The 25,427-nt window shown below is 57.9% G+C and carries 23 protein-coding genes; 5 read left to right on the top strand and 18 right to left on the bottom strand.

What is annotated here, in order from left to right:
- Positions 1-32 precede the first annotated feature (32 nt).
- From GS620_RS09070 to GS620_RS09050, 5 genes are all read right to left on the bottom strand, one after another.
- Complete coding sequence (locus tag GS620_RS09070; protein WP_171615414.1) at positions 33-386, bottom strand: hypothetical protein; 354 nt, start codon at positions 384-386, stop codon at positions 33-35.
- A gap of 486 nt (positions 387-872) precedes the next feature.
- On the bottom strand, positions 873-2,114 hold the full coding sequence (locus tag GS620_RS09065) for a membrane dipeptidase (protein ID WP_171615412.1): 1,242 nt from the start codon (positions 2,112-2,114) through the stop codon (positions 873-875).
- Positions 2,115-2,164: 50 nt separating this feature from the next.
- Positions 2,165-3,343, bottom strand: a complete 1,179-nt coding sequence (locus tag GS620_RS09060) for a carbohydrate porin (RefSeq protein ID WP_171615410.1) — start codon at positions 3,341-3,343, stop codon at positions 2,165-2,167.
- Entirely contained in the window at positions 3,340-4,104 is a 765-nt protein-coding gene (locus tag GS620_RS09055) for a DUF3299 domain-containing protein (RefSeq protein WP_171615408.1), read from the bottom strand. The genes GS620_RS09060 and GS620_RS09055 overlap by 4 nt, the downstream gene beginning before the upstream one ends.
- A gap of 25 nt (positions 4,105-4,129) precedes the next feature.
- Complete coding sequence (locus tag GS620_RS09050) at positions 4,130-5,527, bottom strand: amidohydrolase family protein (RefSeq protein ID WP_171615406.1); 1,398 nt, start codon at positions 5,525-5,527, stop codon at positions 4,130-4,132.
- A 142-nt stretch (positions 5,528-5,669) separates the two neighbouring features.
- Here GS620_RS09050 and GS620_RS09045 point away from each other — a divergent pair, with 142 nt between their 5' ends.
- Both GS620_RS09045 and GS620_RS09040 read left to right on the top strand, forming a co-directional pair.
- A complete protein-coding gene (locus tag GS620_RS09045) occupies positions 5,670-6,671 on the top strand; it encodes an AraC family transcriptional regulator (RefSeq protein WP_171615404.1) in 1,002 nt (333 codons plus the stop codon).
- A 535-nt stretch (positions 6,672-7,206) separates the two neighbouring features.
- Positions 7,207-8,205 carry a LacI family DNA-binding transcriptional regulator gene (locus tag GS620_RS09040; protein WP_171169069.1) on the top strand — a complete coding sequence of 333 codons (999 nt, stop codon included), beginning with the start codon at positions 7,207-7,209 and terminating at the stop codon, positions 8,203-8,205.
- On the opposite strand, the gene GS620_RS09035 is transcribed toward GS620_RS09040, so the two are convergent.
- Both GS620_RS09035 and GS620_RS09030 read right to left on the bottom strand, forming a co-directional pair.
- Positions 8,206-9,339, bottom strand: a complete 1,134-nt coding sequence (locus GS620_RS09035) for a Gfo/Idh/MocA family protein (RefSeq protein ID WP_171615402.1) — start codon at positions 9,337-9,339, stop codon at positions 8,206-8,208.
- Positions 9,340-9,377: 38 nt separating this feature from the next.
- On the bottom strand, positions 9,378-10,481 hold the full coding sequence (locus GS620_RS09030; RefSeq protein ID WP_171615400.1) for a Gfo/Idh/MocA family protein: 1,104 nt from the start codon (positions 10,479-10,481) through the stop codon (positions 9,378-9,380).
- A 123-nt stretch (positions 10,482-10,604) separates the two neighbouring features.
- On the opposite strand from GS620_RS09030, the gene iolC reads away from it, so the two are divergent.
- The 3 genes from iolC to GS620_RS09015 are packed head-to-tail and all read left to right on the top strand — an operon-like array spanning position 10,605 to position 13,255.
- Positions 10,605-11,573, top strand: coding sequence for a 5-dehydro-2-deoxygluconokinase (gene iolC, locus GS620_RS09025; RefSeq protein WP_171169311.1), 969 nt, complete (start codon positions 10,605-10,607; stop codon positions 11,571-11,573).
- Between the two features lie 9 nt (positions 11,574-11,582).
- The gene (locus GS620_RS09020; RefSeq protein WP_171615398.1) at positions 11,583-12,419 is read left to right on the top strand and encodes a 5-deoxy-glucuronate isomerase; all 837 of its coding nucleotides are present in this window, start codon (positions 11,583-11,585) and stop codon (positions 12,417-12,419) included.
- The gene (locus GS620_RS09015; protein WP_171615396.1) at positions 12,416-13,255 is read left to right on the top strand and encodes a class II fructose-bisphosphate aldolase; all 840 of its coding nucleotides are present in this window, start codon (positions 12,416-12,418) and stop codon (positions 13,253-13,255) included. Before GS620_RS09020 ends, GS620_RS09015 begins: the two co-directional genes overlap by 4 nt.
- A gap of 3 nt (positions 13,256-13,258) precedes the next feature.
- On the opposite strand, the gene GS620_RS09010 is transcribed toward GS620_RS09015, so the two are convergent.
- The 11 genes from GS620_RS09010 to GS620_RS08960 form a co-directional block, all read right to left on the bottom strand.
- Complete coding sequence (locus GS620_RS09010) at positions 13,259-14,038, bottom strand: TIM barrel protein (RefSeq protein WP_171615394.1); 780 nt, start codon at positions 14,036-14,038, stop codon at positions 13,259-13,261.
- 26 nt (positions 14,039-14,064) lie between these two features.
- Positions 14,065-14,823, bottom strand: a complete 759-nt coding sequence (locus tag GS620_RS09005; RefSeq protein WP_171615392.1) for an SDR family NAD(P)-dependent oxidoreductase — start codon at positions 14,821-14,823, stop codon at positions 14,065-14,067.
- Positions 14,820-15,626 (bottom strand): 5-deoxy-glucuronate isomerase, encoded by an 807-nt coding sequence (gene iolB / locus GS620_RS09000; RefSeq protein ID WP_171169076.1) that lies wholly within the window; start codon positions 15,624-15,626, stop codon positions 14,820-14,822. Before iolB ends, GS620_RS09005 begins: the two co-directional genes overlap by 4 nt.
- Before the next feature lie 48 nt (positions 15,627-15,674).
- A complete protein-coding gene (locus GS620_RS08995) occupies positions 15,675-16,856 on the bottom strand; it encodes a phytanoyl-CoA dioxygenase family protein (RefSeq protein WP_171615390.1) in 1,182 nt (393 codons plus the stop codon).
- Positions 16,857-16,905: 49 nt separating this feature from the next.
- Positions 16,906-17,805 (bottom strand): myo-inosose-2 dehydratase, encoded by a 900-nt coding sequence (iolE, locus tag GS620_RS08990; protein ID WP_171615388.1) that lies wholly within the window; start codon positions 17,803-17,805, stop codon positions 16,906-16,908.
- A complete protein-coding gene (gene iolD / locus GS620_RS08985) occupies positions 17,802-19,634 on the bottom strand; it encodes a 3D-(3,5/4)-trihydroxycyclohexane-1,2-dione acylhydrolase (decyclizing) (protein ID WP_171615386.1) in 1,833 nt (610 codons plus the stop codon). Before iolD ends, iolE begins: the two co-directional genes overlap by 4 nt.
- A 152-nt stretch (positions 19,635-19,786) precedes the next feature.
- On the bottom strand, positions 19,787-20,608 hold the full coding sequence (locus GS620_RS08980) for an ATP-binding cassette domain-containing protein (protein ID WP_152459131.1): 822 nt from the start codon (positions 20,606-20,608) through the stop codon (positions 19,787-19,789).
- A 1-nt stretch (position 20,609) separates the two neighbouring features.
- Positions 20,610-21,716 (bottom strand): ABC transporter permease, encoded by a 1,107-nt coding sequence (locus GS620_RS08975; protein WP_152459132.1) that lies wholly within the window; start codon positions 21,714-21,716, stop codon positions 20,610-20,612.
- Between the two features lie 69 nt (positions 21,717-21,785).
- Complete coding sequence (locus GS620_RS08970; protein WP_170347329.1) at positions 21,786-22,706, bottom strand: sugar ABC transporter substrate-binding protein; 921 nt, start codon at positions 22,704-22,706, stop codon at positions 21,786-21,788.
- Positions 22,707-22,830: 124 nt separating this feature from the next.
- On the bottom strand, positions 22,831-23,844 hold the full coding sequence (iolG, locus tag GS620_RS08965) for an inositol 2-dehydrogenase (RefSeq protein ID WP_171615384.1): 1,014 nt from the start codon (positions 23,842-23,844) through the stop codon (positions 22,831-22,833).
- A gap of 574 nt (positions 23,845-24,418) precedes the next feature.
- Positions 24,419-25,183: a TniB family NTP-binding protein gene (locus GS620_RS08960; protein WP_171615382.1), complete on the bottom strand. Its 765-nt coding sequence runs from the start codon at positions 25,181-25,183 to the stop codon at positions 24,419-24,421.
- Positions 25,184-25,427 lie beyond the last annotated feature (244 nt).

Below are 25,427 nucleotides of genomic sequence, written 5' to 3'. Positions count from 1 at the left end.
TTGGCAGTCCCGCTCTAGCGATACAGGTTAAACTATGCACACATCAAAGTCGGTTTTTTATAGCCGATCACTGTAAAGCTATCTTGTGGATTTGGTTTCGCGAATAAGGTGTACAGGCACTCCGAATAAGTCGTTCCACCACCGTACGTGTAGGCGGTAGCGCTGTTTCCATAGCCATAGACATTTGTTGTCGTTGGTGCCGTATAGGACGTCGTGTTGCTCCACTGAAACGCAAAACGTCCATCTGGGAGCTTGACCACGTTATCTGGCTGACCGTAGTCGAGTATTACGTCTGTAATATCTCGCCCGACATATGATTGCATTATTGACTCAGCGCAGCCTGAAAGCACGAGAAATGCCCCGGCGAAAACTAGTCGCTTGAACATTTTCCACTATCCAATTTTTTGTTTTTTAGCTTTTTGAAACCTGAAAGTAAGCACTGACGCGAAAACTCTCAAACGGTTTCGAAATGAGACTAACAATTGTTGATGAGTAGAGCCAAGTAGCAACTTGTCGCAATGGACACTTGGTAGCAAATATCGAGCCACAAAGACACTTGGAAATACCCTCATTTAAGTCACTTTTAGGCAGGTTCGGAACTGTATTCCATTCCACACAATGCACCTAAGCGCCTCATCTAGTCAGGTTACGCGCTTTTGATTGTTGATGCTGGCCAGCCGACGAGTGTTGACCTTCGGTACATTGGAGGAGTACATCACAATCAAGGCAGCGGCTAAAAAGCGCTATAAAATAGGTTCTTTGTTGGGTAGGCATGGGAGTGCGAGTCTCTCATCACCCACCAGCCTTTCCCCAAAAATTCCTGCGCTGTTCCGCATCCGGGGCCAATCATCATTGATGCGGGTCCTGAACGTCTATCGCGAATAAAACCCTTCTCGCAGTTCCTGTCTGAGACGCAGACGCTCGGGGTATTCTTTCAGAAATTGTTCGGGGGGCTTTCCCTCCCAGACTTGCGCGTAAACCCGCATCTTGTTGCCGCCATAGATCTTTTCGAGGTCTTCATCGGAATAACCCCTGGCCCAGAGATCATCGGTGATTGCCGCAAGGATTTTGGCCAGCTCACCGTTGCCGGTCGCCCCTTTGTTGAACGCGTCGATCATATAGCCGCCATCATCATACATGCTTGCGTTTGCAGTCGCGAACTGCACAACCAATTCAGTCGAGAACATATCGTCGGTTGCGATCCCAACGTGGTCGACCCCAACAAGTTGAACATAGTAGTCGATCATGTCGGCGGCTTGCTTGGGTGAGATATCTTCAGGCCAAACGCCGTCCATCATCCATTCAGTGAATGTCGGAGAAGCATAGCCACCCGATTTGGCCGCTCGCAGGGCCTCGTCATCGGGAATGGCCCGATAACACCCGCGTGGCGTCGCACCGGGTTCGTTTGCGTAAAGCCCGGCAGGAACCGAATGCGTGTAGACATAAGGCACGCCGGGATAGTTTTCGTCCATGTAGTCCATGGCGTCGTTGGCCGTTTTGGAGCCCGTGTGGCTCAGGTCCAGAAGGATGCCGAAACGCACCATTTCATCGATCACCGACTTGCCCCAAGGGGTCAGACCGATATCGCGCCCGTTATAGGCCGCCAACTGCCCCGACCCGGTGCGGAAGATATCGTTGTAGGCCAGGATCATACTCTTGATCCCCACATCCTTGAGCAACGCCATCTTCCTCAGGTCGCCATCCAGAATCGTCGCCGTCTGGCTGTTCCAGATGACCGCCGTCTTGCCTTGAATATGGGCGGCTTCGATATCGCGGGTTTCATTCACGATCAGGTAATTCTCTGGCTGTTGCGCCATCGCCGACCGGAAGCGGTAGTGCTGATCAAGAAAAGTCTCAAAGGACATATCCGCTGCGGCCAGCGTCATCTCATGACCTGTTATTCCGTTGTCCCGAGCGCGCGCGAAGTAAGTGTGCAGCTGTTCGTCTTCAGTCCAGCCGGTGCCGTAGGGGCTGGCCAACATGCCAAGAACGATTGTGTCCTTCACAAACTGCTTCGCCTCATCTGACGCATCCCATGTCTTGCTTTCCTCGCTCGCGTGCAGCGCGGCACCGGATACGATTGCAATGGCGCTTGCGGCCAACAAAGTTTTCATGACTGAGCCTCCCAAATTGGCTTCGGGTGAGTTGCTGCTTTCGAGCCGCATCAAAAAACGATCCGGGTTCGCAGGCTGAACAATGTGATACTATCCTGATTGGGGTTCAGCAGCGGATTGGAGATGAACTGCAGTGACGGCGTGATTTGCAGCCCGGGTGAGATTGAAAAGCGATAGAATGCTTCCAGCGTGAACTGATCGCCGTCGATGTTTCTTGCTTCGGCCCAGTTCAAACCCAAACCGGCCAGATCGGTGTTTCGACCGTAATAACCCAGCCCGGCAGAAACCGAACGATCATACAGCGCTGCCGTGCCTTTCGACGCCCCTGCCCGAACGAACGGCATCCATTTGTTGTCGACAAACCAAGCCGCGGAAAACACGGCGCCATAATCTTCTGCACGGCTGCCATCGTCGGCCGCATCTGCATGCCAGAGGGTCAAATGGACATTGTCGAAATAGATGCGATCAAAGCCCGAAGTGTAGCCAATCTCAAACGATTTGAAGAGATTGCCGTCGCTGAACACGTCAAGACTTGGATCAGACGGATCGGCGTTTGCGTCTGCAACGCTGGCAACGGCGTAGAAGTTTTCGCTCAGCTTTATCCCACCGGCAATGCCAATTCCCTGGTTGGGTGTGTTGATTGTCGGGTTGGTGTTGAACGACAGGTTTTGGAACCCGCTGTAGGGGCTGACCAATCCATAGATATCCACAAAGTCCGTCACATCAATCTGGCCGACTTGCAGCGCCCACGCGCCGTTCTCGGCCCTTTGGGTCCAGAACAGGTTGGTCAGCAACAAACCATTGTCGTTGAAGGCAGTCCCTGTGATCGACAATGCGCCTCCGTCCAGCCCAAGGAATTGCGGGGCAACATCGGTGTATCCGTGCCGATCTTCGATTTTGAATGTCAAAGAACCCCGCTCGGTTGCCTGCCAACTGCCGTAGACGCGAGCGATTCCACTAGCGGCTTCACCAGTTCCCAAATCGGCGTTCGTGGATTGACCCAACGCCAGGTAATCCACGTTGAACCGAAATCCGCTCTCGGCCAGCCGGTCTTTCCACCGAAACCAACCCGGCGCGATGTTGCGCGGAAATTCGGAACGGTACTGCGGATCGGTCAGGCCATCGCCAGGTTTCAGCTCGGCCTCGACCGAAGAAGGCCCGGACAACCCCTGCGCAGACGCCGTACCCGCGAAGGCAATACTCAATGCGGCAACAAGGCGCCTTATCATTCCGACGCCTTTGCGCCGCCAGTTTTACGATTGCCAGCAGCTCGGACGCGATCGGCTGCACGCTGTCTCCATTCCAGACCGTCGGCCTTGGTCTCCAGCGTTTCAACGCTGTCCGTCTCCAATTTGAAGGTTGCATTCATCGGCACAAGCCCATCCACGACCATCATGTTCTGAACCGAGGGTTCAATCGTCAGCCTACCTGTGAGCCGAACGGGTTCATGGAAGTAACTGGGGGCCCAGTCGCCGTTCAACCGCACCCGGATCATCTGGTTGGGCGGAGGCGGGGGCATGTGGCTGCACATCCCGCGTTCTGGCACCAAATATGCAACCGCTCGCCCGTCCGGATCGTTCGGCGCGGGAATGGCAAAGCCTGTCAGCGTAACACTCTGGCCATCGAGTTGCGGATTTCCGTTTGTTCCTGCCTTTCTTCGCCGCTCTTTCACATACTCTCGCTGATCGAGCAGCCAGTCGACATCAACGCCCCCCTCGGCCAAGGCGTCTTCAGTCTCGGTCAGAAGCTCTTGCCATTTCTGTCTTTCCTCAACGCTGCCGACATCCTGCTGCAACCTGCCGCGCAAGCGCACGACGAAGAGCACATCGTCAAACTGTTCAGGGCTCAGATCACGATAAGGGTCATCGAACACCTGCACCGACGGGTCTGGAAGGTCAGACCAGTCAAGCGTCGCATGGGGCGTTGCCATTGCGGAATGACCGCTCAGGACCAAGCCAGCGAAAACTGCGGCGCGAAACCAAGGGAACATCAAATCTCTCCAACCGTTTTTTGGGTCAGTCCAGTGTGTTCTTGTATATCACACCGTCCTTCATAATCAGTCGGATCGTTTCCGGGCTTTCCGGCCTCGGGTCGGCGCCAAACCATTGATCCCCGGTTCCAACGACGGAAAAGTCTTCAAGAGGGTTTCCGTCGATCAGCAGGATATCCGCATAAGCCCCTTCCTCGATCACACCCAGTTTTCCGTCCGTATACGGGTTCATGAAATCGCCGGACAGCGCCACGATCTCGCCACCGATCGACGTCAAAGTGACCATCGACTGATAGGGCCCAAAAAATTCATTGTTCAGGTGTTTCTCGTAGGCAATCTGAATATTGCACGCTTCGACTGAGCCAACACAGTCAGTCTGGAAGCCCCGCTTCACCGGGCATTCTTTCATATTATCGATGTAGCCTGCAAATGTCGCCGAGGCCGATTTTGCTTTGGCAAGGCTCGAGGGAACGTTTGCCACTGCCGGAATATCGAGCAATCCGGGATCGAAGGCTGTCAGGTTCGTGGTAATGTAAGCACCTTTTTCGTTCATGACTTGAGCAATGTCACAATCAAACGAGAAGCCATGTTCGATCGACATCACACCTGCGTCGAGCGCACTAAGGATTGCCTCCTTACGATAGGAATGCGCCATGACATAGCTGCCATATTCATTGGCGACCTGTACCGCGGCTCGAATTTCCTCGGGCGATCCAGCAAGCAACTGCCATGGATCGAAGGCTGAAACGACACCGCCGGATTGCATGAATTTCAACTGCGTTGCGCCCATGCGGAAATTGTTACGCGCGAATTTATAAACGTCATCGACGCCGCTAACCTCTTGCGCCAAGTTTAGGCGGCTCATGTTGGTCTCTGAACCCGGCGGCGCGGTGAAATTCGCAAAGTCAGCGTGACCACCTCGCGTTCCTATAAATGCGCCAGACGGGTAATAACGGGGGCCATCGATTTGCCCCGAGTCAATTGCCCTGCGCAACCCACCATTGGCCCCCCCGGCGTCTCTGACCGTGGTAAAACCTTGCATGAGATACATCTCAGCCATTCGTGCACCGTGAATGGCGAAGTCCTCCCATGTTGTGTTGGCTTCCATCGCTGGCAGCGTAGGCCCCATCAACATCAAATGGGCATGGTTCTCGACAAAGCCCGGGCTCAACGTCCGCCCCCCGCCGTCAATCACAACGGCGTTTGGCGCGTCCACCGCTTCGGTTGAAACAGTCTTGATCAGGTTGCCCTCGACCAGAACATTTGCATTCTCGATACGTTGCTCATTCACGCCATCAAAGACGTGCACATTGGTAAACAGCGTTTGAGGATCTTCTTGATCCTGAGCCTGCGCAGCCGCCGAAAAACCAAAAACTGCCGCGACCACTACCGCCGGGCAAATGGACATTCGCATGTTGGTCATAGGTCTTCCCTTCACATTCACGTTTTACCGAACGTAGCCCGAAAACTCTTGGGCGGGTTGCCACTTTTGGATTAACATGTGCGAATGTGACCGCAAAAAAGGCCACTGAACGAAACCATTGGTTTAAACAAGGGTGACGGGCGTGCCACTCAGCTCCACTTCTGAAGCGCATAGCGAAGGCTTTATCCGCCTCGCGCTGGCCGCCCCTTTTCTGCAATATCTCACCGACCGCAGGATCAATCCGCAACCGGCCTTGGATCAGGTCGGCTTGAAGGCCGACCTGCTGTCCGACCCATCTGTCTATGTCCACTCAGAACTGGTCTATGGTCTGTTGAATGCCTTCTCAGAGTTGTCAGGGGATCGATACCTTGGCCTGAATGTAGGAGAGACATTTGACCTGCAAGGATGGCCGCCATTCGCTCGGTCGCTGCAATCCTCGAACACTCTGTTCGAGTTTTTTGCCCGGTTCGTAAGGCTTGTTCCACAAGAGTCCAACGCCGTCCGGCACAGTCTTGTCGTGGAAGCAGACAAAGCGATCTATCGGATCGCGCGGCAACAAGAACCAACCGTTCCGCCCGTTCAGGTTACCGGGTTTGGAGCTGCCATCTATGTGCGCCTGTTGCAAAGCGTGGTCGGAAACGCGTGGGATCCGTCCCGGGTGCGATGGGAAAGCAGATACATTCTTGGCTTGCCACGCGGTTACAAAGGTATCGAAGTCGGCCTTGGACCCAACCCCGGAATGCAGATCAGTTTTCCCGTGGAATGGTTGTTTCTACACCGTGCGGCAGAGGAGTCCGAAGCGCCGACAGACACGATTCGACACAATGAAGACGTCACCGTGGTGGCCGCTTTGCGGTCTGTCTTGCGTGGAAAACTGGATGAGTCAGAGCTGGGGCCGGAGGTTGTGGCCGGATTGCTGGGTATCCAGCCCGAGCGGTTCCTGAAAGCACTTCAGAAACATCAGACAACACTTCCCCGAGAGGTAAGGCGTCTGCGGGTCGATGTCGCCAAGGAGCACCTCAGAGAAAGCAAAATGACAGTTGCCGAGATCGGCCTCATGCTTGGCTATTCCGACAAGTCCCACTTCACTCGGTTTTTTCGAAGCCAGACCGGTGTGACGCCAACCAAATTCCGCCTTGGATAGCACCTGCGCTGCGAATGGGCGGGTTGGCGTTCCACTGCCTCTCTCATGTGTGTCCACCAAGGGATGGCCATGATTTGCGCCTCGTTCATGGATCAAAACCAAGGGTTGAAAAAGCAATTGCCCGAAGACCCTTTCGGCAACGCGTGCGCCGTCACGCATGCCTGTTGCGGCTCGATCGGATGTGATCTTGAAAGCGGCAGGAAAGGATATGCCCTTGAACCGATCCGCAGTTTGTGCAACTTCAAATCGCTGAAAACACCAGGGATCTCTGGGAACCTGTGCGCTTGGCGGCAGTGCAAGACGGCGCTTGGGCGCATCTGCGTATTGGAAAATGCGCTTCGGTTATGCTGAAGATGTCAGGAGTTCGAGTGTCTCTTCACCCACCTTTTTACCTTCTGAATTTCGACGCTCAAACACGGTTGAATCGACGTGGCGGCGTTGCAACCGGTTGCAAGTTCAGGTCGATGATGCATAATGCTCGGGCAATGCCAAACTTACCTGCTTTCCTGCCTCGCTGTTATCGGAGTCCCGCAGCGTGAGTGTAACCCTGAAAGACGTGGCCGCCTTGGCCGGCGTTTCACGCTCTGCCGTGTCGCGCACCTTTACCGAAGGTGCCTCGGTTTCCGCAAAAACGCGCAGCAAGGTTGAAAAGGCGGCCCGTGAGCTGGGCTACAGCCCCAATGCTCTGGCTTCGTCTCTGACGACCGGGCGCACCAAACTGATCGGGTTGATTTCGAACAACTTTCACAACCCGATCTTTCTGGAAGTCTTCGACCAGTTTACACGCGCCTTGCAGGAACGCGGCCTGCGCCCGCTGATCGTGAACCTGACGGACGAGACCGAGCCCGCCAATTCCGTACGCATGCTGCGGCAATATTCGGTGGATGCGGTGATCGTCGCCTCGTCGACCTTGCCGCCCAGCTTTGCCAAAGCGTTCCACGATGCGGGCGTACCGGTGGTGCACACGTTCGGCCGGTCTGCCACCTCGCCCGAGGTGCATGTGGTCGGGATCGACAATGTGGAATGTGGGCGCATGGCCGCGCGCGAGCTGGTCGCGCGGGGTTATGCCAGCGTGGGCTATCTGGGCGGGCCGCAGGATGCGACCTCGTCCCTGGACCGACAGCGGGGCTTTATCGAAGAAATGGCCAACCATGCGCAGATTCCGGTCAACCACTCCTTCGCCGGGGCTTATTCCTTCGAGGCCGGCCGGGCCGAGATGCTGCGCCTGCTGGCCGGTGACCCGGCGCAGGCCTATTTCTGCGGCGACGACATCCTGTCGATCGGGGCGTTGTCGGCGCTGGCTGATCACGGGCTGAAACCGGGCACCGATATCGGGATCATCGGCCTGAACGACATGGAAATGTCGCGCTGGGAATACATCAAACTGACCACCATCCATCAGCCGATCAAGCAGATCATCACCTCGTCCGTCGATCTGGTCGAAGAGATGCTGAAAACGCCCGACCGCTACCCCGAAGCGCGGATCTTCCCCTGCCGGGTGGTCGAGCGGGGCACGTTGCGGCCCCGCCCCTGATCAGCGGAACATCGGCGGGCGGGCCTCCTGCCAGGCGCCATCTGCTTTGCCCGACGCAACAGCCGCGTGAACGGCGGCAATCGATCGCACGCCATCCGCCGCATTTGGCAGGCCATCCCGGCTTTCACCGCGGATCGCATCCGCCAGATCGCAATAGATATTGGCTACGGCCAGCGGAAACCCCTCGGGGTGCGCGATGGCGACCCGAGACAGGCGCTGCACTTCATCATGCAGACCCCCCTCGCCCTTTTCGATGATCTGGGTGCGCCCACCGACTGGGGTATAGATCAACTGGTTGGGTTGCTCTGACGCCCAGCGCAACCCACCGGTTTCGCCAAAGACCTGTATGTCAAAGCCATGCTGGCGCCCGATCGCCACAGAAGATGTCCAAAGACGCCCGACCGTGCCGCCTTCCATACGGAAGTTGATCATTGCATCGTCTTCCAGTTCCCGGCTTGCGATCGTTGAGGCCATATCAGCCGAAAGCGTCTTCACTTCGTCATCACAGATAAAACTGGCCATATGCAGGGCGTGGATACCGCAATCGGCGAACTGCCCGGAAACCCCTGCCATCGCAGGGTCATAGCGCCAGCGCACGCGCGGATTGTCCGCATCCGTGGCATCCCCATGATGGCCGTGGCTGAAATTGGTCACCACAAGACGCACCTGTCCAATTTCGCCCGAGCGCACCATAGCGCGGGCCTGCCGCACCATCGGATAGGCGGAATAGCAGTAGTTCACCGCGCAGATCTTTCCCGATGCTTCGGCGACGCGGACAATTTCCTCACCCTCTTCCACAGTCATGGTCATCGGCTTTTCACACAAGACATTGAAGCCCGCCTCAAGATAGGCCTTGGCGATCTCGAAATGTGTCGAATTCGGCGTGGCGATTGTCACCAGATCGATCCGGTCTTCACGGTCCTTCTCACCCGCCAGCATTTCTTGCCAGTCGCCATAGGCACGATCGGCGGCAACGCCCAATCGCTGCGCGTATTCCCGGCCCGCTTCGGGCCGGTGATCCAGCGCGCCAGCAGCAAATTCAAACAGCCCGTCAGCCTGTGCCCCCAAGCGGTGCGCGGGGCCAATCTGGCTGCCTTCACCACCACCGATCATGCCCCATCTCAACTTAGCCATGGTCATCGTCTCTCATTAGAACTTTTTTGTTTGAGCGATCAGAAATCGCGGATGTCTTTCCACTGCCGTTGCTCTGACGATGCCAAGGCGGCGGCAAGCACCCGGTTGACCTCATGCCCGTCGCGAAAGGTGGGCCAAGCGGCTCTTCCGGTGTGGATGGCCTGAAGAAAATCCTTGGCCTCGATAATGATCTGGTCCTGATAGCCTGTTCCGTGGCCCGGACCTTGGCAGAAGGGCTCGTAATCCGGATGCGCCGGGCTTGTCAGGATTTTTGTGAACCCACGGGACGCTTCGGGCCCTTCCCGCTTATACAGCCACAGCGCGTTCTGGTCCTCCTGGTCGAACCGGATGGCGCCCTTTGTTCCCGATATTTCATAAGCATAGCCCATTTTTCGCCCCGTCGCGACGCGACTGAAATACAGGTTGCCCATAACCCCGTTTTCAAAACGGCACATCATCTGGGCATGGTCGTCATTTGTCACCTCACCACCCGGTCGGGTTTTGTGAACCGTTTCAACATCCGCCATCACCTGCGCGATCGAACCAACCAGCGCCAATGCACCGTTGACCATATGCGGTGCCAGATCTCCGATGGTGCCATTGGCCATACCCGTCGTACGCCAGGAGGCAGGGGCGTGCGGGTCGGCATAGAAATCCTCGGTGTGCTCCCCCCGGAACCAGGTGATATCCCCGATTTCACCATTGGTAATAAGCTGGCGGGCGTATTGGGTCGCAGGTGTACGAACATAGTTGAACCCCACCATGTTGACCGCGCCAGACGCTTCGGCAGCAGCAACCATGGCCAGACTGTCGTCAAGGGATGCGCCCAGTGGTTTTTCACACAAGACCGGTTTACCCAATTCAAACGCCGCTTCGGCAATCTGGCGATGTGTCGATTGAGGAGAGGCGATGACAATTGCCTCGACCCTAGGATCCTCAACCAATACCCGCCAATCATCGGTCGCTTTGTCAAATCCGTAGGCTGTCCTGTAACGTTCTGCGCTTTCAGGGCTGGACGCACAGATGACCTCGAGCCGGGGTCGCAATGCCGTGTTGAACACCGCGCCGACCGCTGACATAGCCACGGAATGGGCCTTGCCCATATAGCCGCCGCCGACGATTCCAATTCCGATTTCAGGCATCTGCAACGGCTCCGAACATATCATTTGCAACCGGTTGCAAAATCAGTATCGTGTGAATCGATTCAACGCAAGGTCCAAACTTTGCCGACCCATTCTGCCGGAGGACAAAACTTGAGCGCTTTGATGGATGGTATCAAAGGAAACCGCTTCGCCGTTCTGGGTCGCGCAGGCATGGACCTGTACGCTGACCCAATTGGCGTCAAAAGCGAGGATGCCAGCACGTTTCATGCCGACCTTGGTGGTTCTTCTGCCAATATTTGTGCCGGGCTGGTCAAGTTGGGCAGCGAGGCGTCGCTGATTACGTCCGTCTCGGACGATGCGATTGGGCGGTTCTGTCTGAACCGGTTGCGGCATTACGGTGTGGACACATCCTATATCCGCGTTCTGGGCGGCGAATACCGCATGTCTCTGGCCGTGTACGAAAGCCGGATCGACGACTTTCAGAATGTGATCTATCGCAACGGGGCCGTTGATTTCCAAGTCACCAAAGAGGATATGGACAGGGTCGATTATTCATCTTTTTCGGCAATCATCTCGGCTGGAACGGTCTTTGCGTCCGAACCGTCGCGCAGCGCCACATTCCGGGCCTTCGAGAACGCCCGAAGCGCAGGCCTGCCGATCATCTTCGACATCGATTACCGCCCATACAGCTGGCCCTCGGCCGAGGTGGCTGCCGAAGTTCTGTCGCGGGCTGGCGAAGCCAGCAACCTGATCGTCGGCAACGACGAAGAGTTCGGATTCATGGCCGGCGGCATCGAAAAGGGTTTTGCCAAAGCGCAGGAACTTGCCAAAAAGCCGGGTCGGATCGTCATCTACAAGATGGGCGAAAAAGGTGCTGTCACCTTTGTGGACGGGCAGGAGCTGCGAACCGGTATTTACCCGGTTACGGCTGTCAAACCCAACGGGGCCGGCGACAGTTTCATGGCCGGGCTGCTGGCCTCGATCGCGGCGGGGCACGATCTGAAAGACGCCGTCATGCGCGGTTCGGCCTGCGCGTCGATCGTGGTGTCGCATCCCGGTTGCGCACCCGCCATGCCAACGACACCAGAACTGGACGCGTTTCTCGCTTCGCATCCCGGCCCGACCACATAGGAGAGTACCATGCATATCGCGCCCTATGACAATCAGAACAAACCCATCGTAGACGCCGATGATCCAACGGTTCCGCTGAACTATTTCAACATCGTCAAACTGAAAAAGGGCGAGGCCTTCGAATACAAGGTCCCGGGTTACGAGACCTGCATCGTGCCCGCCACCGGCAGCGTCGACGTGGAGGTCGAGGGCGTGCGCTTTGCCCATCTTGGCAACCGCGGCGAAGATGTCTGGGATGGCGAGCCCGAAGGCGCCTATGTCCCGTCGGGGGCCAGGGCGCAGATGGTCTGCGTCTCGGACACGGCCGAGGTGTTCGTGGCCGGCGCCAAATACGACAAGGTGCTGGACCCGTTCGACGTGCGCGAGCATGACCTGGTGCAATATGGCAGCGACGACACCAAGACCCATCGCAAGATCAAGCATATCCTGGGCCAGAAACAGCATGACAAGGTCGGCCGCCTGCTGGTGAGTGAGCTGTTCACCGTGGGTCAGGGCGGCTGGTCGGGCTTTCCCAGCCACAAGCACGACACCAACCGCCTGCCGGACGAGACCCGGCATGACGAAACCTACAATTTCCGCTTCAAGCCCAACTGGGGCTCGGGCCTACAGATGTTGCAGCGCGAGGACAATGAGTCGGGCGATGCCTATCACATCGTCGATGGCTCGACGATCTGTATCGACAAGGGCTATCACCCCTGCTGCGTTCTGCCGGGATACGAGATGTATTACTTCACCATCCTCGGCGGGCTGACCCAACGATCGCTGGTGCAGTATTTCCAACCCACCCATGCCTATCAGATCGAGACGATCCCGGGCATCAAAGACATGATCGCCAAGTTCAAATGACCCTCGCTACGCTCAAAGACGTCCTGCAACCGGCCTATGAACAGGGCTATGCTGTCGGCGGCCTGGTGACGCTGGGCTGGGAGGACATGCGCGCCTATGTCGCCGCGGCCGAGGCCGAGAACGCCCCGGTGATCCTGCAAGCCGGACCCAGCTGCCGCGAGCACACGCCGCTGCCCGTTCTGGGCAAGATGTTCCGGTATCTCGCCGAAAACGCCTCGGTGCCCGTCGTGGCGCATCTGGACCACGGATATACGTTCGAAGAGTGCAAGATCGCGCTGGACAGCGGGTTTACCTCGCTGATGTTCGACGGATCGCGCAAGCCCTTGCAGCAGAATATCGACGAAACCGCCGCGATTGCCGAAATGGCCCATGCCGCCGGGATCTCGTGCGAGGGCGAGATCGGCTTTGTGGGCTATTCCGGTGGTGAAGGCTCGGCCGGGACCGACCCGGACGAGGCAGCGACCTTCGCCACCCAGACCGGCGTGGATGCGATGGCGATCTCGGTCGGAAACGTCCACCTTCAGCAGAACAAGGAAGGTGGTCTGGACGAGGACCGCATCCGCCGGATTCAGGCCGTGACCAACGTGCCGCTGGTGATCCATGGCGGATCGGGCGTGCCCGTGGAACAGCGCGCGCGGCTGGCGCGTGAAACCGCGATCTGTAAGTTCAACATCGGGACCGAGCTGCGCATGGCCTTCGGCACCGCCCTGCGCGCGGCCGTGAACCGCGACCCCGACCGGTTCGACCGGGTGACGATCCTGAAGGAAACCCACGATCCGGTCGTGGCTGCCGCTCGCACCGTGATCCGCGCCTTTGGTGCGCCACCGCAGCGGTGACGCTCAGAGCGTGAATGCCGACCGGAAGGCGTTTAGCGCGTCTTCCGGGTCGCCTGCGGCGAAGGCTTCCATCCCGACAGGGCCACGATAACCCAGATCGTTCAGCGCACGCGCCACGGCGGCATAGTTGATCTCGCCGGTTCCGGGCTCGCACCGACCGGGATTGTCGGCCACCTGCACCTCTCCGATCCAGGGCAGGCATTTTTCACACCAGCGGATCAGATCCCCCTCGCCGATCTGGGTATGGTAGAGGTCGAGATTGATCCGCAACTGCGGACGATCAACCGACGAAACCAAGGCGAGCACGTCCGCCGTTGACCCGAACGGGCAGCCGGGATGGTCCAGCAGGTTCAGGTTTTCAAGCGTGAACACCACATCTTCGGCCTGGGCCAGATCACAGATCTGGTTCAGGGTGTCCCTGGCCTTGAGCCACATCGGCCCTGTGACCTCGTCATGTTGCCAGATCGGTATGCCACCATCACCCAACCCGGTGCCGTGCAGATTCAGACGCGCAACGCCCAGACGCTTGCCGACCTGAATTGTTTCGGCCGCCGAGGCCAGCAGCATCTCGGCCCCGTCATCGTCGGCCAGCCGCCCCTGAAGATAGCCGTTCATGATGGTGAAACTGGCACCGGTTGCGACCAGCCTGGGAATATCGAGCTCCGGCCAGTTCCACAGCCCGACGCCGAACCCCATCTCGGCCAGCCGGGCGACACGCCAAATCATCGGCCTGTCCAGCCACAGCATCTCGGCGCAAGCTGCCAGTTCGAACGGTTGAGTCATCGAACCACCTTTCGGAATGTGTGGGCTCAGATCGACCCGCCTTCGACCATGAAGTTCCCGGCACTGCACATGGCTGCATCGTCCGAGGCCAGAAACAGCACCATCCGCGCCACATAGACCGGGTCAATCGGGTCGGGCAGACACTGACGATCCACTTGCTTGGCCAGAGCCTCGGGGGTGACCCACAGGTCTTTCTGGCGCTGGGTCATGATCCAGCCGGGCACGACCGTGTTGACGCGGATACGATGATCGCCCAGCTCGCGCGCCATGGTGCGGGTCAGTCCATGCACAGCGGATTTGGCGGTGGCATAGGCAGGGAAACCCGCCCCGGCCTCCCACCACGAATTCGACCCGATATTGTTGATCGAACCTGCACCCTTGGCGATCATTCCGGGTGCCACCGACTGAATGGCAAAGAACATGTGGCGGATATTGGTCGCCATGCGCTCATCCCAATAGTCGGGCGTGACGTCACGCCAGTCGTGCCGGTCATCCCGGGCCGCGTTGTTTACCAGCACATCCGCGTCGCCCAGCTCTTCCACCAATTGCCCTATTGCGGCGTTCATCTCGTCAATGTTGCGCAGATCGCATTGGGCGAATGCATGCTCTCCGTCCAGCTCGGAAAGCAAAGCAAACCCGGCATCGGCGTTGAGGTCCAAAAACCCAACCTTTGCCCCCTGTTCGGCAAAAGCCCGAACGGTTTCCGCGCCAATTCCGCCGGCGCCTCCGGTGATGAAAACCGTCTTACCTGCAAGGCTTGGGTAATTGGCGAAAGTATGGCTCATCCGTCACGCTCCATGATCCATTCGACCTCGGGGGCCGGCACGAACCGCCATTTCCGCAGCGGTCCGGCCATAACGTTCAGATAGTACATCTCGAACCCATAGGGCGCACCGCAAGGGTGATGGCCACGCGGGACAGTGACAACGTCGCCATCGGATACCGCCATCGTCTCATCCAACTGGCCGTCATCGGTGTAAACCCGCTGGATCCCAAACCCGTTCGACGGGTTCAGGCGGTGGTAGTAGGTCTCTTCCAGATAGGTGATGCGGGGATAGTCATCCTCGTCGTGGCGGTGGCTGGGATAGGAGGACCAGTGGCCGTTCGGCGTGAACACCTCGGTCACCAGCAGGCTGTCTGCGTAGTCCTCATTCTCCATGGCGATATTGTTGATGTATCGCGTATTTACCCCTTTGCCGCGTTCGGTCAGGGTTATGCCATCAGGTCCAATCCGACGCGCCGTATGACCGCCCTTACCCGGCGCCGAACAGATGGCCACAACGCAGTCGGTTTCCGCCACGGCCTCCCACTCGGTTCCGTTGGGCAGATACAGGCAATGCGGCGGTGTTTTTTCGAATACACTCATCCGGTCACCCAGAACGCCCCAATCCTGCCTGGCCCCGGTGATCCGCGCCTTGCCTTCGACCATCACCAGAATGACTTCACGATCCGCGGTCACTTCGTTTGCGCGATCCCCGGCCTTTAGATGATAAAGCCCAAAGCCCACGTATTTCCATCCAGCGCTTGACGGAGTGATGTCATGTACCTTGCCGCAGGTTCCGACCGGTTTCTTCAGCAGGTCTGCCATTCTTGTTCTCCTTCTTGGGCGGCCCCCGAGTGCCCGCCTGTGTTGAATTCAGGCAGCTTGCCTTTGGTTCCGGGCCGATAGGGACTGGGCCAGCCGCGCCTCGGTCCATCCTTCCGCAACCGCGCGACGCAGAATATCTGCCTGGCTTTCCGGCGCATTGCCCCCGACCGGGGGGTCCGTGTCCAGATTGGTCGGGAAGGGATAGCCCTCTGCCGCGGCCGCTATGACTGCGTCCAGTTCTGCTACCGTCAGATCCCCCCGTTGTTTCAGAGCAATCAAAGATGGGAATACCGCCTCGGACATCGCCCGCCGATCCACCGACTCCATCGCGCGCCCGAAGGCGGATGAGATTTGCAGCAGGTTTGCCATGCGATTGATGTCGGCGCTGCTGTTCGCGCCCGCCGCATGGAACAGCGCCGGATTGAAGAACACCGCGTCACCCTTTTCCAATGGCAACTGGATACAGCTGTCTTCGAAATGCGCCCGGTGTGCTTCATCGTGGAACGCCAGATAGCCCGGCGGGTAGAGCTGCGAGAACGGCAACAACTTGGTCGGCCCGCTTTCCACCGGCATGTCACAATGCGCAACCGCCCCTTGCAGGGTCAGCGAGGCCGTCACCAGATGAGCCTGTGCGGGATACCTGGCCGCGCTTTCGGCGCTTTGAAACCCAAGGTGATAATCCCGATGCGCCTGTTGCGCCTTGCCACCGGGGCGCACCTGATTGATCTGAGCAGTCACCTGATAGTTCGGGCCAAGCCACGCTTCACATGCCGCCGCAACCGCCGTGTTCCCGAAATAGAGCGCAAAGCCCTCGGGGTCGCGCAGGCATTGCTTTTGCAGCGCGTTCCACACCCGGTCATTCGCGCCCGAGGCGGCAAAGTGATCGCCTTCACCGGCGCCACCCTGGCGTTCTTCTTCGATGATTTCACGAAACACATCCGTCGCCCGATCAATGATCGACGTGTCGGGATACGCCCCTTTCAGGGCGATCACACCGGCGGATTTGCCCAGCACCCGGCCCCATTCTGCCAGCAAGGCCCTGCGCGTATCAGGCCGTTCCAAACCGGGGCTCAGTGCCTGCATATCATAGACGGGCACGTTCTTTTCGACCGAGGCGGCAAAAGGCACCGTCTCGGCGGAAAGAGTCTGAGAGGTCAACACCTTGAATTCATCCAGATCACAGGATTCCCGGTCGAAATAGCCGACATATCCAAGGTCCTGTTGTACCATGACGTGCTCCTCTCTGATGGCTTCGGTGTTGCCCAGTTGTGGTGGTGATCTATGAGGTGATCTTCAGCCCGGCCTTGCCGCAGACCTCGACGATGTGGTCATAGCCCATTTTCGAGTACTCATAGGGCGGCGCCTTGGCCGGGTCCTGCTCTGCCTCGACCACGATCCAGCCGTTGTAATCCATTGCTTTCAGCGCATTGGCCACGGCCTGAAAGTCTATGCAACCGTCACCCGGCACGGTGAACGCGCCCGCGATCACCGCATCCAGAAAACTGCGATTGTTCTCACGCGTGTCCTGTACGATTTCAGGGCGGATATCCTTGAAATGCACATGATGCACCCGATCGCCCCAACGGTTCAGCGTGGCCATCACATCGCCGCCACCAAACAGCAGATGGCCCGTATCGAAACACAGGCTCAATTCGGGGCCTGACCCCTCCATCAGCCAGTTCACCTCATCTTCGCTTTCGATGATCGTGCCCATGTGATGGTGATAGGCCATGGGCATGCCCTGATCCGCCATCCACTTGGCAAGTTCGGTCAGTTTGCCCGCATAGGCCAGAACCTCGTCCCTCGAAAGTTTGGGGCGATCATTGACAGGCGTTCCGATCTGTCCCTGGACGGTATTGGAACATTCGGCATAGACGATGCACGGGCTGTTCAGCGCAACGAATTGTTCGACCTGTTCACGCACCACGGCGATCTCGGCGTGCAGGTCGTTGACCAGCGTGCTGCCCGAGCACCACCCCCCACACAGCGCGATGTCATTTGCGTCCAGATAGGCCCGCAACCCTTCGGTGTCGGCGGGCATCCTCTGGCCGCGTTCGACACCAGTATAACCGATCTCGCGCGCTTCTTTCAGCGCCTGCTCCATCGTGTAAGCTGCGGTCAGGTCCGGCAGGTCGTCATTCTGCCAGGCAATCGGAGAGATGCCGATCTTCACGCTCATTTCGTGTTTCTTTCCTTGATGGCGGCTTCATAGGCCGCGCGTTTTTCATTCACTTCGGGGCGGGTGCTGACCTCGGGCACCGCCACTTCCCACCAGGTTCCGCCATATTCGGTCGATGGATAGGGATCGGTGTCGATCACCACGACATAGGGGCCTTTGACCTCATCGCGTTTGGCCAGCGCGTCTTCGAGCTCGGCAATCGAACTGACCTTGACCGAAGTCGCCCCCATCGCTGCCGCATGGGCGGCAAAATCGATGGCTGATTTTGTCTCGTGCACAGTGTGGTCGAGAAGGTTGTTGAACTCGGCCCCGCCTGTCCCCATTTGCAGACGGTTGATGCACCCAAACCCGCGGTTGTCCGTGACAACAACGGTGAACGAAATCCCCATCATCGCCGCCGTCGCCATTTCCGAGTTGGCCATCATATAAGTGCCGTCACCGGTAAAGCAAACCACGTCGCGGTCGGGCTGGGCCATCTTTATACCCATGGCACCGGCGATCTCGTAGCCCATGCAGCTGAAGCCATATTCCATGTGATAGGCTCCGGGGCGTGGTGCCTTCCAAAGCTTGTGCAGCTCACCCGGCATCGTTCCAGCCGCGCACATCGCAACAGTGTTTTCCTTGGCGGCCCGCTGCACGGCACCGATCACCTGCATATCCGTGGGCAGTGCATTGCTGTCGGTGGGGGCATCCGTCAGCGCATCAACTTTGCCGAACCAATCAGATTTCAATGTCGCGGGCAGATCCGGCGCGCGATGGCCGCCCAGCGCTTCGCTGAGTTCGCTCAGACCAACCCGAGCGTCGGCCTGCAACGGCATCGCTCCGTGCTTTTCGGCGTCGTAGGCGGCGGTGTTCAGGCTGATCAACTCTCGCTCGGGGTTCGCGAACAAACCCCATGACCCGGTAGTGAAATCCTGAAAACGAGTGCCGACGCCCAGCACAAGATCCGCCTTTGCGCAAATGTCGTTGGCAGGTTCGCCCCCGGTCACACCAACAGGACCAAGGTTGAGCGGATGATCCCAGGCCAATGCGGACTTGCCGGCCTGTGTCTCGGCCACGGGGACGTTGTGTGCCTCGGCAAAACGCTGCAACGTGGCGGTTGCGTCCGAATAATGCACACCTCCGCCGGCAACGATAACGGGACGCTTGGCGGCCTTGATCGCGGTAACGGCGCGCGCCAGTTCCCCCTCATCCGGGCGAATGCGGCGCTGATACCAGACGCGCGCCTCAAAGAAGCTTTCGGGATAGTCATATGCTTCGGCCTGCACATCCTGACAAAAGGCCAGCGTCGCCGGGCCGCAATCCGCCGGGTCCGTCATCGTGCGGAAGGCGCGCGGCAGAGCCGTCAGCAGATGTTCCGGGCGGGTGATGCGGTCGAAATACCGGCTGACCGGTCTGAAACAATCATTCGCACTGATGGTTCCATCCGAGAACACTTCGGGTTGCTGCAAAACCGGATCAGGGCCGCGCGTCGCAAATACATCGCCAGGCAGCAACAAAACAGGCAGACGGTTCACGTGGGCCAGAGCAGCGGCCGTGACCATGTTGGTGGCCCCCGGTCCGATCGACGATGTCACCGCCATGGCGCGCCGCCGACCCAACTGCTTGGCATAAGCAATCGCGCTGTGTGCCATGGTCTGTTCGTTGTGACCGCGATAAGTGGGAAGACTGTCTTTCACCCCATGCAGCGCCTCGCCCAGACCTGCCACGTTGCCATGGCCGAAGATCGCCCAAACACCTGCGATGAACGGCTCTCCGGCCTCGTTCATCTGCGCCCCGAGATAGCGCACCAGAGCCTGCGCCGCGGTCAATCGGACTGTTTTGCTCATCATGATCCCTTTCAACTCGGATCCGCCATCGGCGGTCCGCGGGTTTTCTCATTTGCGAAGGTGTCAGGCCTTTTGCCAGAGCCTGAAATCAGAGTGGCGTCAGGTGCCACCGCCCGATGGATGCCCCCTTGGGGGCATCCGAGTGTTTTGCTTTAGACAGTACCGCCCAGCGATCCCTCAAGCTCGGCCATTTCCTGACCGCCGGCCATCAGGTCCTGCAACTCTTCGGGTGTGATTTCACCGCGTTTGGCAGTGCCCAGAGTTTTGCCGCGGTTCAGTACGGTAAAACGATCGCCCACCGCCAGCGCATGGCGCACGTTGTGGCTGATGAAAACCACGCCGACACCCTGGCTGCGCACCCGGTCGATCGTAGCAAGAACATTCGACGTCTGACGCACACCAAGCGCCGAGGTCGGTTCGTCGAGGATCAGGATCTTGGCGCCGAAATACACCGCCCGCGCGATGGCCACCGTCTGACGTTCGCCGCCGGACAATGTCCCAACCGCCTGATCCGGTGCGCGCAGATTGATGCCCATCTTGCGCATCTCTTCCATGCAGACTTCGTTTGCATGATCCACATCGAACCGCTTGAGCAACCCTTTGCCCTTGGTGGGTTCGCGCCCCATGAAGAAATTGCGCGTCACGCTCATCAGCGGGATCATCGCAAGATCCTGAAACACGGTCGCGATGCCCGCTTCCATTGCATCGCGCGGCGTGTCGAAATGCAACGGCTGACCTTCGAACAAAATCTCGCCCTTGGTGGGTTTGTGCACCCCGGACATGGTCTTGATGAAGGTGGACTTACCCGCGCCGTTGTCGCCCAGCAGGCAATGGCATTCCCCGGGCTTGACGTCAAAGCTGACGCCAGCAAGCGCGATGATATTGCCAAAGTGCTTTTCGATGTCTTTCATCTGAACGATGGGCGCCTGATCATCGACGGCATCGCCATGGTGGAACTTGGTGTCTTCGGTCATATCAGCGCTCCCCGGTTACGCGCTTGCGGATCGCGTTGTTGAACAGAACGGCAATCAACAGCATGGCACCCAGGAAGACCTGGAACCAATCCTGATCAAAGTCGGTATAGGTCAGTCCGATGACGACCATTCCAAAGATGATCGAGCCGAAGAAAGCCCCGATGGCCGAGCCGTATCCGCCGGTCAGCAGGCAGCCGCCGATCACCGCAGCAATGATCGCCTCGAATTCTTTCTGGAACCCCCGCCGCGCATCGGTCGAGCCTGCGTCCATGACGGTAATGATCGCCACAAGGGCGGCACAGCACGCCGTCAGCATGAACAGTGAAACCTTGACGCGGTTCACCGGAACACCCGAATTGGATGCAGCCGTGCTGTCACCACCAGAGGCGAAAATCCAGTTCCCCACCGGGGTACGCAGCAGCACGTAGGTCGCCGCCAGTGTAATGACGATGAACCACAGGATTTCGACCGGAATACCCGGGACCTTGGGCGCGCCGCTTTTGAACGTATCGATCATGCCGTTGGCGGCCAGCCATGCGAACAGGCTGCCGAATGCTTCGCCCGAAAAGAAGGGGGCCAGCCAGTCGTTTTCGACCGCGTCGCGCACACCGCGCAGCTGGGTCGAACCGCCTGTCGCCATTTTCAGACCCACCAGTGACAGGCCACGAAGGATGAACAGAAACGCCAGGGTTACAATGAACGAAGGCAGGCCAGAACGGATCACGATATTGCCGTTAATCGCACCGACACAGGCCGCAAATACGAATGTCATCGGGATGGCAAAGATCAGCGGCAATTGCCAGGTCACGACGCAGACGCCGAAAAACAGCCCCGAGAACGCGACCATCGATCCGATCGACAGGTCGAACTCTCCACCGATCATCAGCAGTGCCGCACCGATCGCCAGGATACCCAACTGTGCCGCAGGAGTCATGAAGTTCATGACACCGGCCAGAGTGAACATCGATTCATCTGCGGTGATCGCAAAGAACACGAATACCAGAACCGCACCTGCAATGGCGCCCAGCTCGGGTCTTTTCATCAGTTTGGTCAGGAATGGTTCTTTCTTGACCCTTTCGTCCGACAGGACGGGCGCTGATTCACTCATGGTTTCCTCCCAATTCGGTGAGACCGGCGCGTTGGCGCCGATCCTGTTGTTTGTCGAGCCGCGCCGAAATCAGCGGATACCTTGCGCGGACAGTTCGATGACCTGTGCGGCCTTGTCCTGAGTGATCAGGTTCGGACCCGAAGGCACGTCGCCGCCCGGCATCAGGCCGTATTTGGCGTGCAGACCCATGAAGTTCACCGACAGGTAGCCCTGAAGATACTGCTGCTGGTCAATGGCAAAGGCCGCGTCACCATCCACGATTGACTGGAGGAAGTTGGCCGACAGGTCGAACGAGGCAACATTCAAATCCCGCCCCGAGGCTTTGGCCGCGGCGACCGAAGGCTCGCCGGCCGAGCTTGCGCCCAGCGCCATAACGGTATCGACGCTTTCGTCAGAGGCCAGAGCGGCAGCAACCTTGGACTCGATCTCGGACGGATCGTTCGAGGTCGGCAGAACGGTTACTTTACCGCCAAACCCTTCGGTGAAGCCTTCACAGCGCAGGTCAAGTGACACGTTGCCGACCTCGTGGTTGACACAGATCGCATTGGTTCCACCCATCGAGGCCAGCTTTTCACCAGCCGCCTTGCCCGCATCATATTCGTCCTGACCCACATGCAGCAGAGCGCCCAGTTCCTTGGCCACTTCCGCGCCCGAGTTGATCGAGATCACCGGGATACCGGCGGCAACCGCACGTTCGATCGAGGGGCCAAGCGCATCCGCATCCGGGATCGAGACGATCAGCCCGTCGGGCTCCTGGTTCACGGCGGCGTCGATCAGCTGCGACATGGCCACCATGTCAAAGGTTTCAGGTGCACGATATTCCACGTTCACACCGACATCCTTTCCGGCCTGCTCAACACCGTTTTTCACGACGTTCCAGAATGCGTCATTGGCCTGGCCATGCGACACGACGACGATTTCCTGCGCAAATGCAGGTGTGGCCAAGGCCAGTGCCCCCGCAGCAAGCGCGCCTTTAACGAATTTCTTCATTTCAGTTTCCTCCCAATGGTTCAGTCTGATCTTCTGTCGGGGTACCAGCCCCGATCATCCGGCTGTGCCGAATCTCAGTGGCTGCGGCGCTGGGCCGAGCTGATGTTAGTTTGAAGAATTTCGATCATTTTGCAACCGGTTTCAAAATTTCTTCCATCCGAACCGGTTTTCCTGCCCGCGCCGACAGGGTTGCGGCCTCGGCCATCGCCAGCGCTGCAACACCGTCCTTCAGCGTGACCGGAACTTCGGATCCACTTTCAACAGCGTCGACAAATGCGGCCCATTCCACGCGGTATGCAGGCATGTAGCGTTCCAGGAAGAAATAGGTAGGCTTGGCACCCACGACACCGTCCGCCGTTGACTTGACGACAGTGTTTTCCAGCATGTTCTGAGCCTGTAGCAACCCCTGGGAGCCCAGCAGTTCGACCCGCTGGTCATAGCCATAGGCCGCGCGCCGCGAATTCTTGATGACCGCGATGCGGCCATCCGCGTAAGTCATTGTAACTGCCGCTGTATCCACATCCCCCGCGGCGCCGATTTCAGCATCCACAAGCGAAGACCCAACCGCCGAGATTGTTTCGGGAACGCCCCCCATCAGGAAGTTCGCCATGTCAAAATCATGGATCATCATGTCCCGAAACAAGCCGCCAGACACCTTTACGTAGCTGACCGGTGGTGGCGCCGGGTCAAAAGATGTGATCGACAGGAGCTCTGCCTTGCCAATCTCACCCGCATCCAACCCCGCCTTCAAGGTCGCAAAATTGGGATCAAATCGCCGATTGAACCCTATCATGACCGGCTTGCCGCGTTCCGAGACCGAATTGAGACATTCCGTGGCGCGCTTCAGGTCCAAATCAACGGGCTTTTCACACAGAACGGCTTTTCCTGCACCTGTGGCTACTTCAATCAGGTCAGAATGCGTATCTGTTGGAGTTGCAATCAGAACCGCGCCGATTTCCGGATCCGCAATGATCTCTTCGGAACTGCGCGCCTCGGCCGCATGATCGCTGGCAAGGCTGGCCGCGGCCTCGGGCAAGGCATCGGAAACAGCAATGAGTTTGCTGCCCGGATGCGATGCAATCGCCTGCGCATGAACACGCCCGATGCGCCCGGCACCCAACAATCCGACGTTCAACATACAGATCTCCCGAATCTTGTTGTTGCGCGCAACAATGATTCTATTTGCAACCGGTTGCAATATTTTTTTCACAACCTTGGCGCTTTTACGGCTCAGGCCCCAAATCATCCTGAAGAATTCGCGTTATGACCCCGGATCCCGATCTGCCAGCTGCAACTCACACGCTGAAATCCGCGCATTGGCCGTCCTACGGGAATCCCCCAATTTCGGAACATGGTGAATCAGGTTAATGTTTGGTTAAGGAACACACACTACCACTCTGTGACCCCTTAGAAGGGCTGGCATGACCCCCTCGTCCAGCCCTTCATACCTCACCCAACAACCGCGAAGAAACAGCCCGCATTGCGGCCTGACGTGTTCATCGAAATTGACGTTCGACATCCAAAGTCCGTTCCCAAAAAATAACACTTCATTGTTATACCAAGATAATATTTTGGGTGCGACATTCTCTGTTTCGTCTCCGCGACATCTAAATTCCGTCTTACGACATTCCCAAACCGTTCGTTTTCTTCGATTTTCTCAAGAAAAAAGCCGCTCATCTCTGAGCGGCTTGAATATCTTTGATCCTGGCGGGTTATCTCTGCCGAGGTTTCCTGCGGGTCTGCCTTGATTCTTTGATGTGCCTGTCCATCGCAATCGTCGTATCAATGCTTTGCCAATCACGACTGAGGAAGGGATTAAGTGCATCATCGCAGTTCATCCTTTCGTAATAGCTTTTCGCAAAGTGTTCGAAGGAAATGGTTTTTGGCTTCGACATCCCGGCGCTGCTGATCGCAGAAATCAAGATTTCGATGGCAATGCCAAACCGCTGTGCGGATGCGTGCATCAGAATCCGAATGAACTCATCCTCATCCAACAGACCATCATCGAGTACTCCAGCCTTCTTCAGCAACTCCTTGCCCGCTGTCTTCAGAGCAACTCCTTCTTCGCTGAACTCCATGGGCAGAACTTCGATTGGCTCAAGCCGCCTCAAAAACGTGTCGTTGTCATTGATAATGGCCTTTGCCTCCATGGTTCCGGTGACGATCAAGCTAACTGGCCAATCATCGTCCTGCATCAAATTCCGAAAGTTCGACGTGATCTGCTTCATGGTGTTGTTGGTCGTGTACCGACCGCTGTCCTGTACCTCATCGAGCTGAAGGGCGGCGACGTCCCGATCTTTCAATCGACTGCGCACAAGGCCGATCAGATAATCTGGGTTGCGCCTAGATGTAGGTGAGATGGGATAGCCCAATTGGCGCAAGATCAGTTCGCAGATTTCTTTCACGGTTGCCCGGCTCGGAATAGTCACACTCCAAAAGTTCGAGCCGAATTCTAGCCCACCGGTTTTAGCTACCAATTGCCTACCGATCACACTCTGGCAGCGCGTTCCACGGCAGCGGGCCGGTTTGCACTGATTGGACGGATGCAAGCGAAGCAATCGCCGCTCGCTGCACGGCCCAAGAACTCTTGAGGCGCAGACGCTGCGGCCGCTTGTTGCACTTCAAGGGGGAGGCCATAGCGGCCATTGTCCGGCAACCGACATTGCTGCGGTCCCAGTCCGCTTATCGGACATTCGCTGCAAATGCTCAACCTCGGCGGTA

Origin of the sequence: Ruegeria sp. HKCCD6428, from assembly GCF_013110595.1 — a bacterium.
GTDB lineage: Bacteria > Pseudomonadota > Alphaproteobacteria > Rhodobacterales > Rhodobacteraceae > Ruegeria.
Note: the sequence above shows the minus strand (reverse complement) of the source record. Positions and strands in the feature narration are given on the sequence as shown.

Excerpts from the sequence above, each read along its gene's own strand:
- GS620_RS08975 (WP_152459132.1), bottom strand. The coding sequence starts at position 21,716 with ATGAGTGAATCAGCGCCCGTCCTGTCGGACGAAAGGGTCAAGAAAGAA.
- GS620_RS08980 (WP_152459131.1), bottom strand. The coding sequence starts at position 20,608 with ATGACCGAAGACACCAAGTTCCACCATGGCGATGCCGTCGATGATCAG.
- iolB (WP_171169076.1), bottom strand. The coding sequence starts at position 15,626 with ATGGCAGACCTGCTGAAGAAACCGGTCGGAACCTGCGGCAAGGTACAT.
- GS620_RS08995 (WP_171615390.1), bottom strand. The coding sequence starts at position 16,856 with ATGGTACAACAGGACCTTGGATATGTCGGCTATTTCGACCGGGAATCC.
- iolG (WP_171615384.1), bottom strand. The coding sequence starts at position 23,844 with ATGTTGAACGTCGGATTGTTGGGTGCCGGGCGCATCGGGCGTGTTCAT.
- iolE (WP_171615388.1), bottom strand. The coding sequence starts at position 17,805 with ATGAGCGTGAAGATCGGCATCTCTCCGATTGCCTGGCAGAATGACGAC.
- iolD (WP_171615386.1), bottom strand. The coding sequence starts at position 19,634 with ATGAGCAAAACAGTCCGATTGACCGCGGCGCAGGCTCTGGTGCGCTAT.
- GS620_RS09065 (WP_171615412.1), bottom strand. The coding sequence starts at position 2,114 with ATGAAAACTTTGTTGGCCGCAAGCGCCATTGCAATCGTATCCGGTGCC.
- GS620_RS09015 (WP_171615396.1), top strand. The coding sequence starts at position 12,416 with ATGACCCTCGCTACGCTCAAAGACGTCCTGCAACCGGCCTATGAACAG.
- GS620_RS09010 (WP_171615394.1), bottom strand. The coding sequence starts at position 14,038 with ATGACTCAACCGTTCGAACTGGCAGCTTGCGCCGAGATGCTGTGGCTG.
- GS620_RS09020 (WP_171615398.1), top strand. The coding sequence starts at position 11,583 with ATGCATATCGCGCCCTATGACAATCAGAACAAACCCATCGTAGACGCC.
- GS620_RS09060 (WP_171615410.1), bottom strand. The coding sequence starts at position 3,343 with ATGATAAGGCGCCTTGTTGCCGCATTGAGTATTGCCTTCGCGGGTACG.
- GS620_RS09050 (WP_171615406.1), bottom strand. The coding sequence starts at position 5,527 with ATGACCAACATGCGAATGTCCATTTGCCCGGCGGTAGTGGTCGCGGCA.
- GS620_RS09070 (WP_171615414.1), bottom strand. The coding sequence starts at position 386 with ATGTTCAAGCGACTAGTTTTCGCCGGGGCATTTCTCGTGCTTTCAGGC.
- GS620_RS09035 (WP_171615402.1), bottom strand. The coding sequence starts at position 9,339 with ATGGCTAAGTTGAGATGGGGCATGATCGGTGGTGGTGAAGGCAGCCAG.
- GS620_RS09030 (WP_171615400.1), bottom strand. The coding sequence starts at position 10,481 with ATGCCTGAAATCGGAATTGGAATCGTCGGCGGCGGCTATATGGGCAAG.
- GS620_RS09005 (WP_171615392.1), bottom strand. The coding sequence starts at position 14,823 with ATGAGCCATACTTTCGCCAATTACCCAAGCCTTGCAGGTAAGACGGTT.
- GS620_RS09055 (WP_171615408.1), bottom strand. The coding sequence starts at position 4,104 with ATGTTCCCTTGGTTTCGCGCCGCAGTTTTCGCTGGCTTGGTCCTGAGC.
- GS620_RS08970 (WP_170347329.1), bottom strand. The coding sequence starts at position 22,706 with ATGAAGAAATTCGTTAAAGGCGCGCTTGCTGCGGGGGCACTGGCCTTG.
- iolC (WP_171169311.1), top strand. The coding sequence starts at position 10,605 with ATGGATGGTATCAAAGGAAACCGCTTCGCCGTTCTGGGTCGCGCAGGC.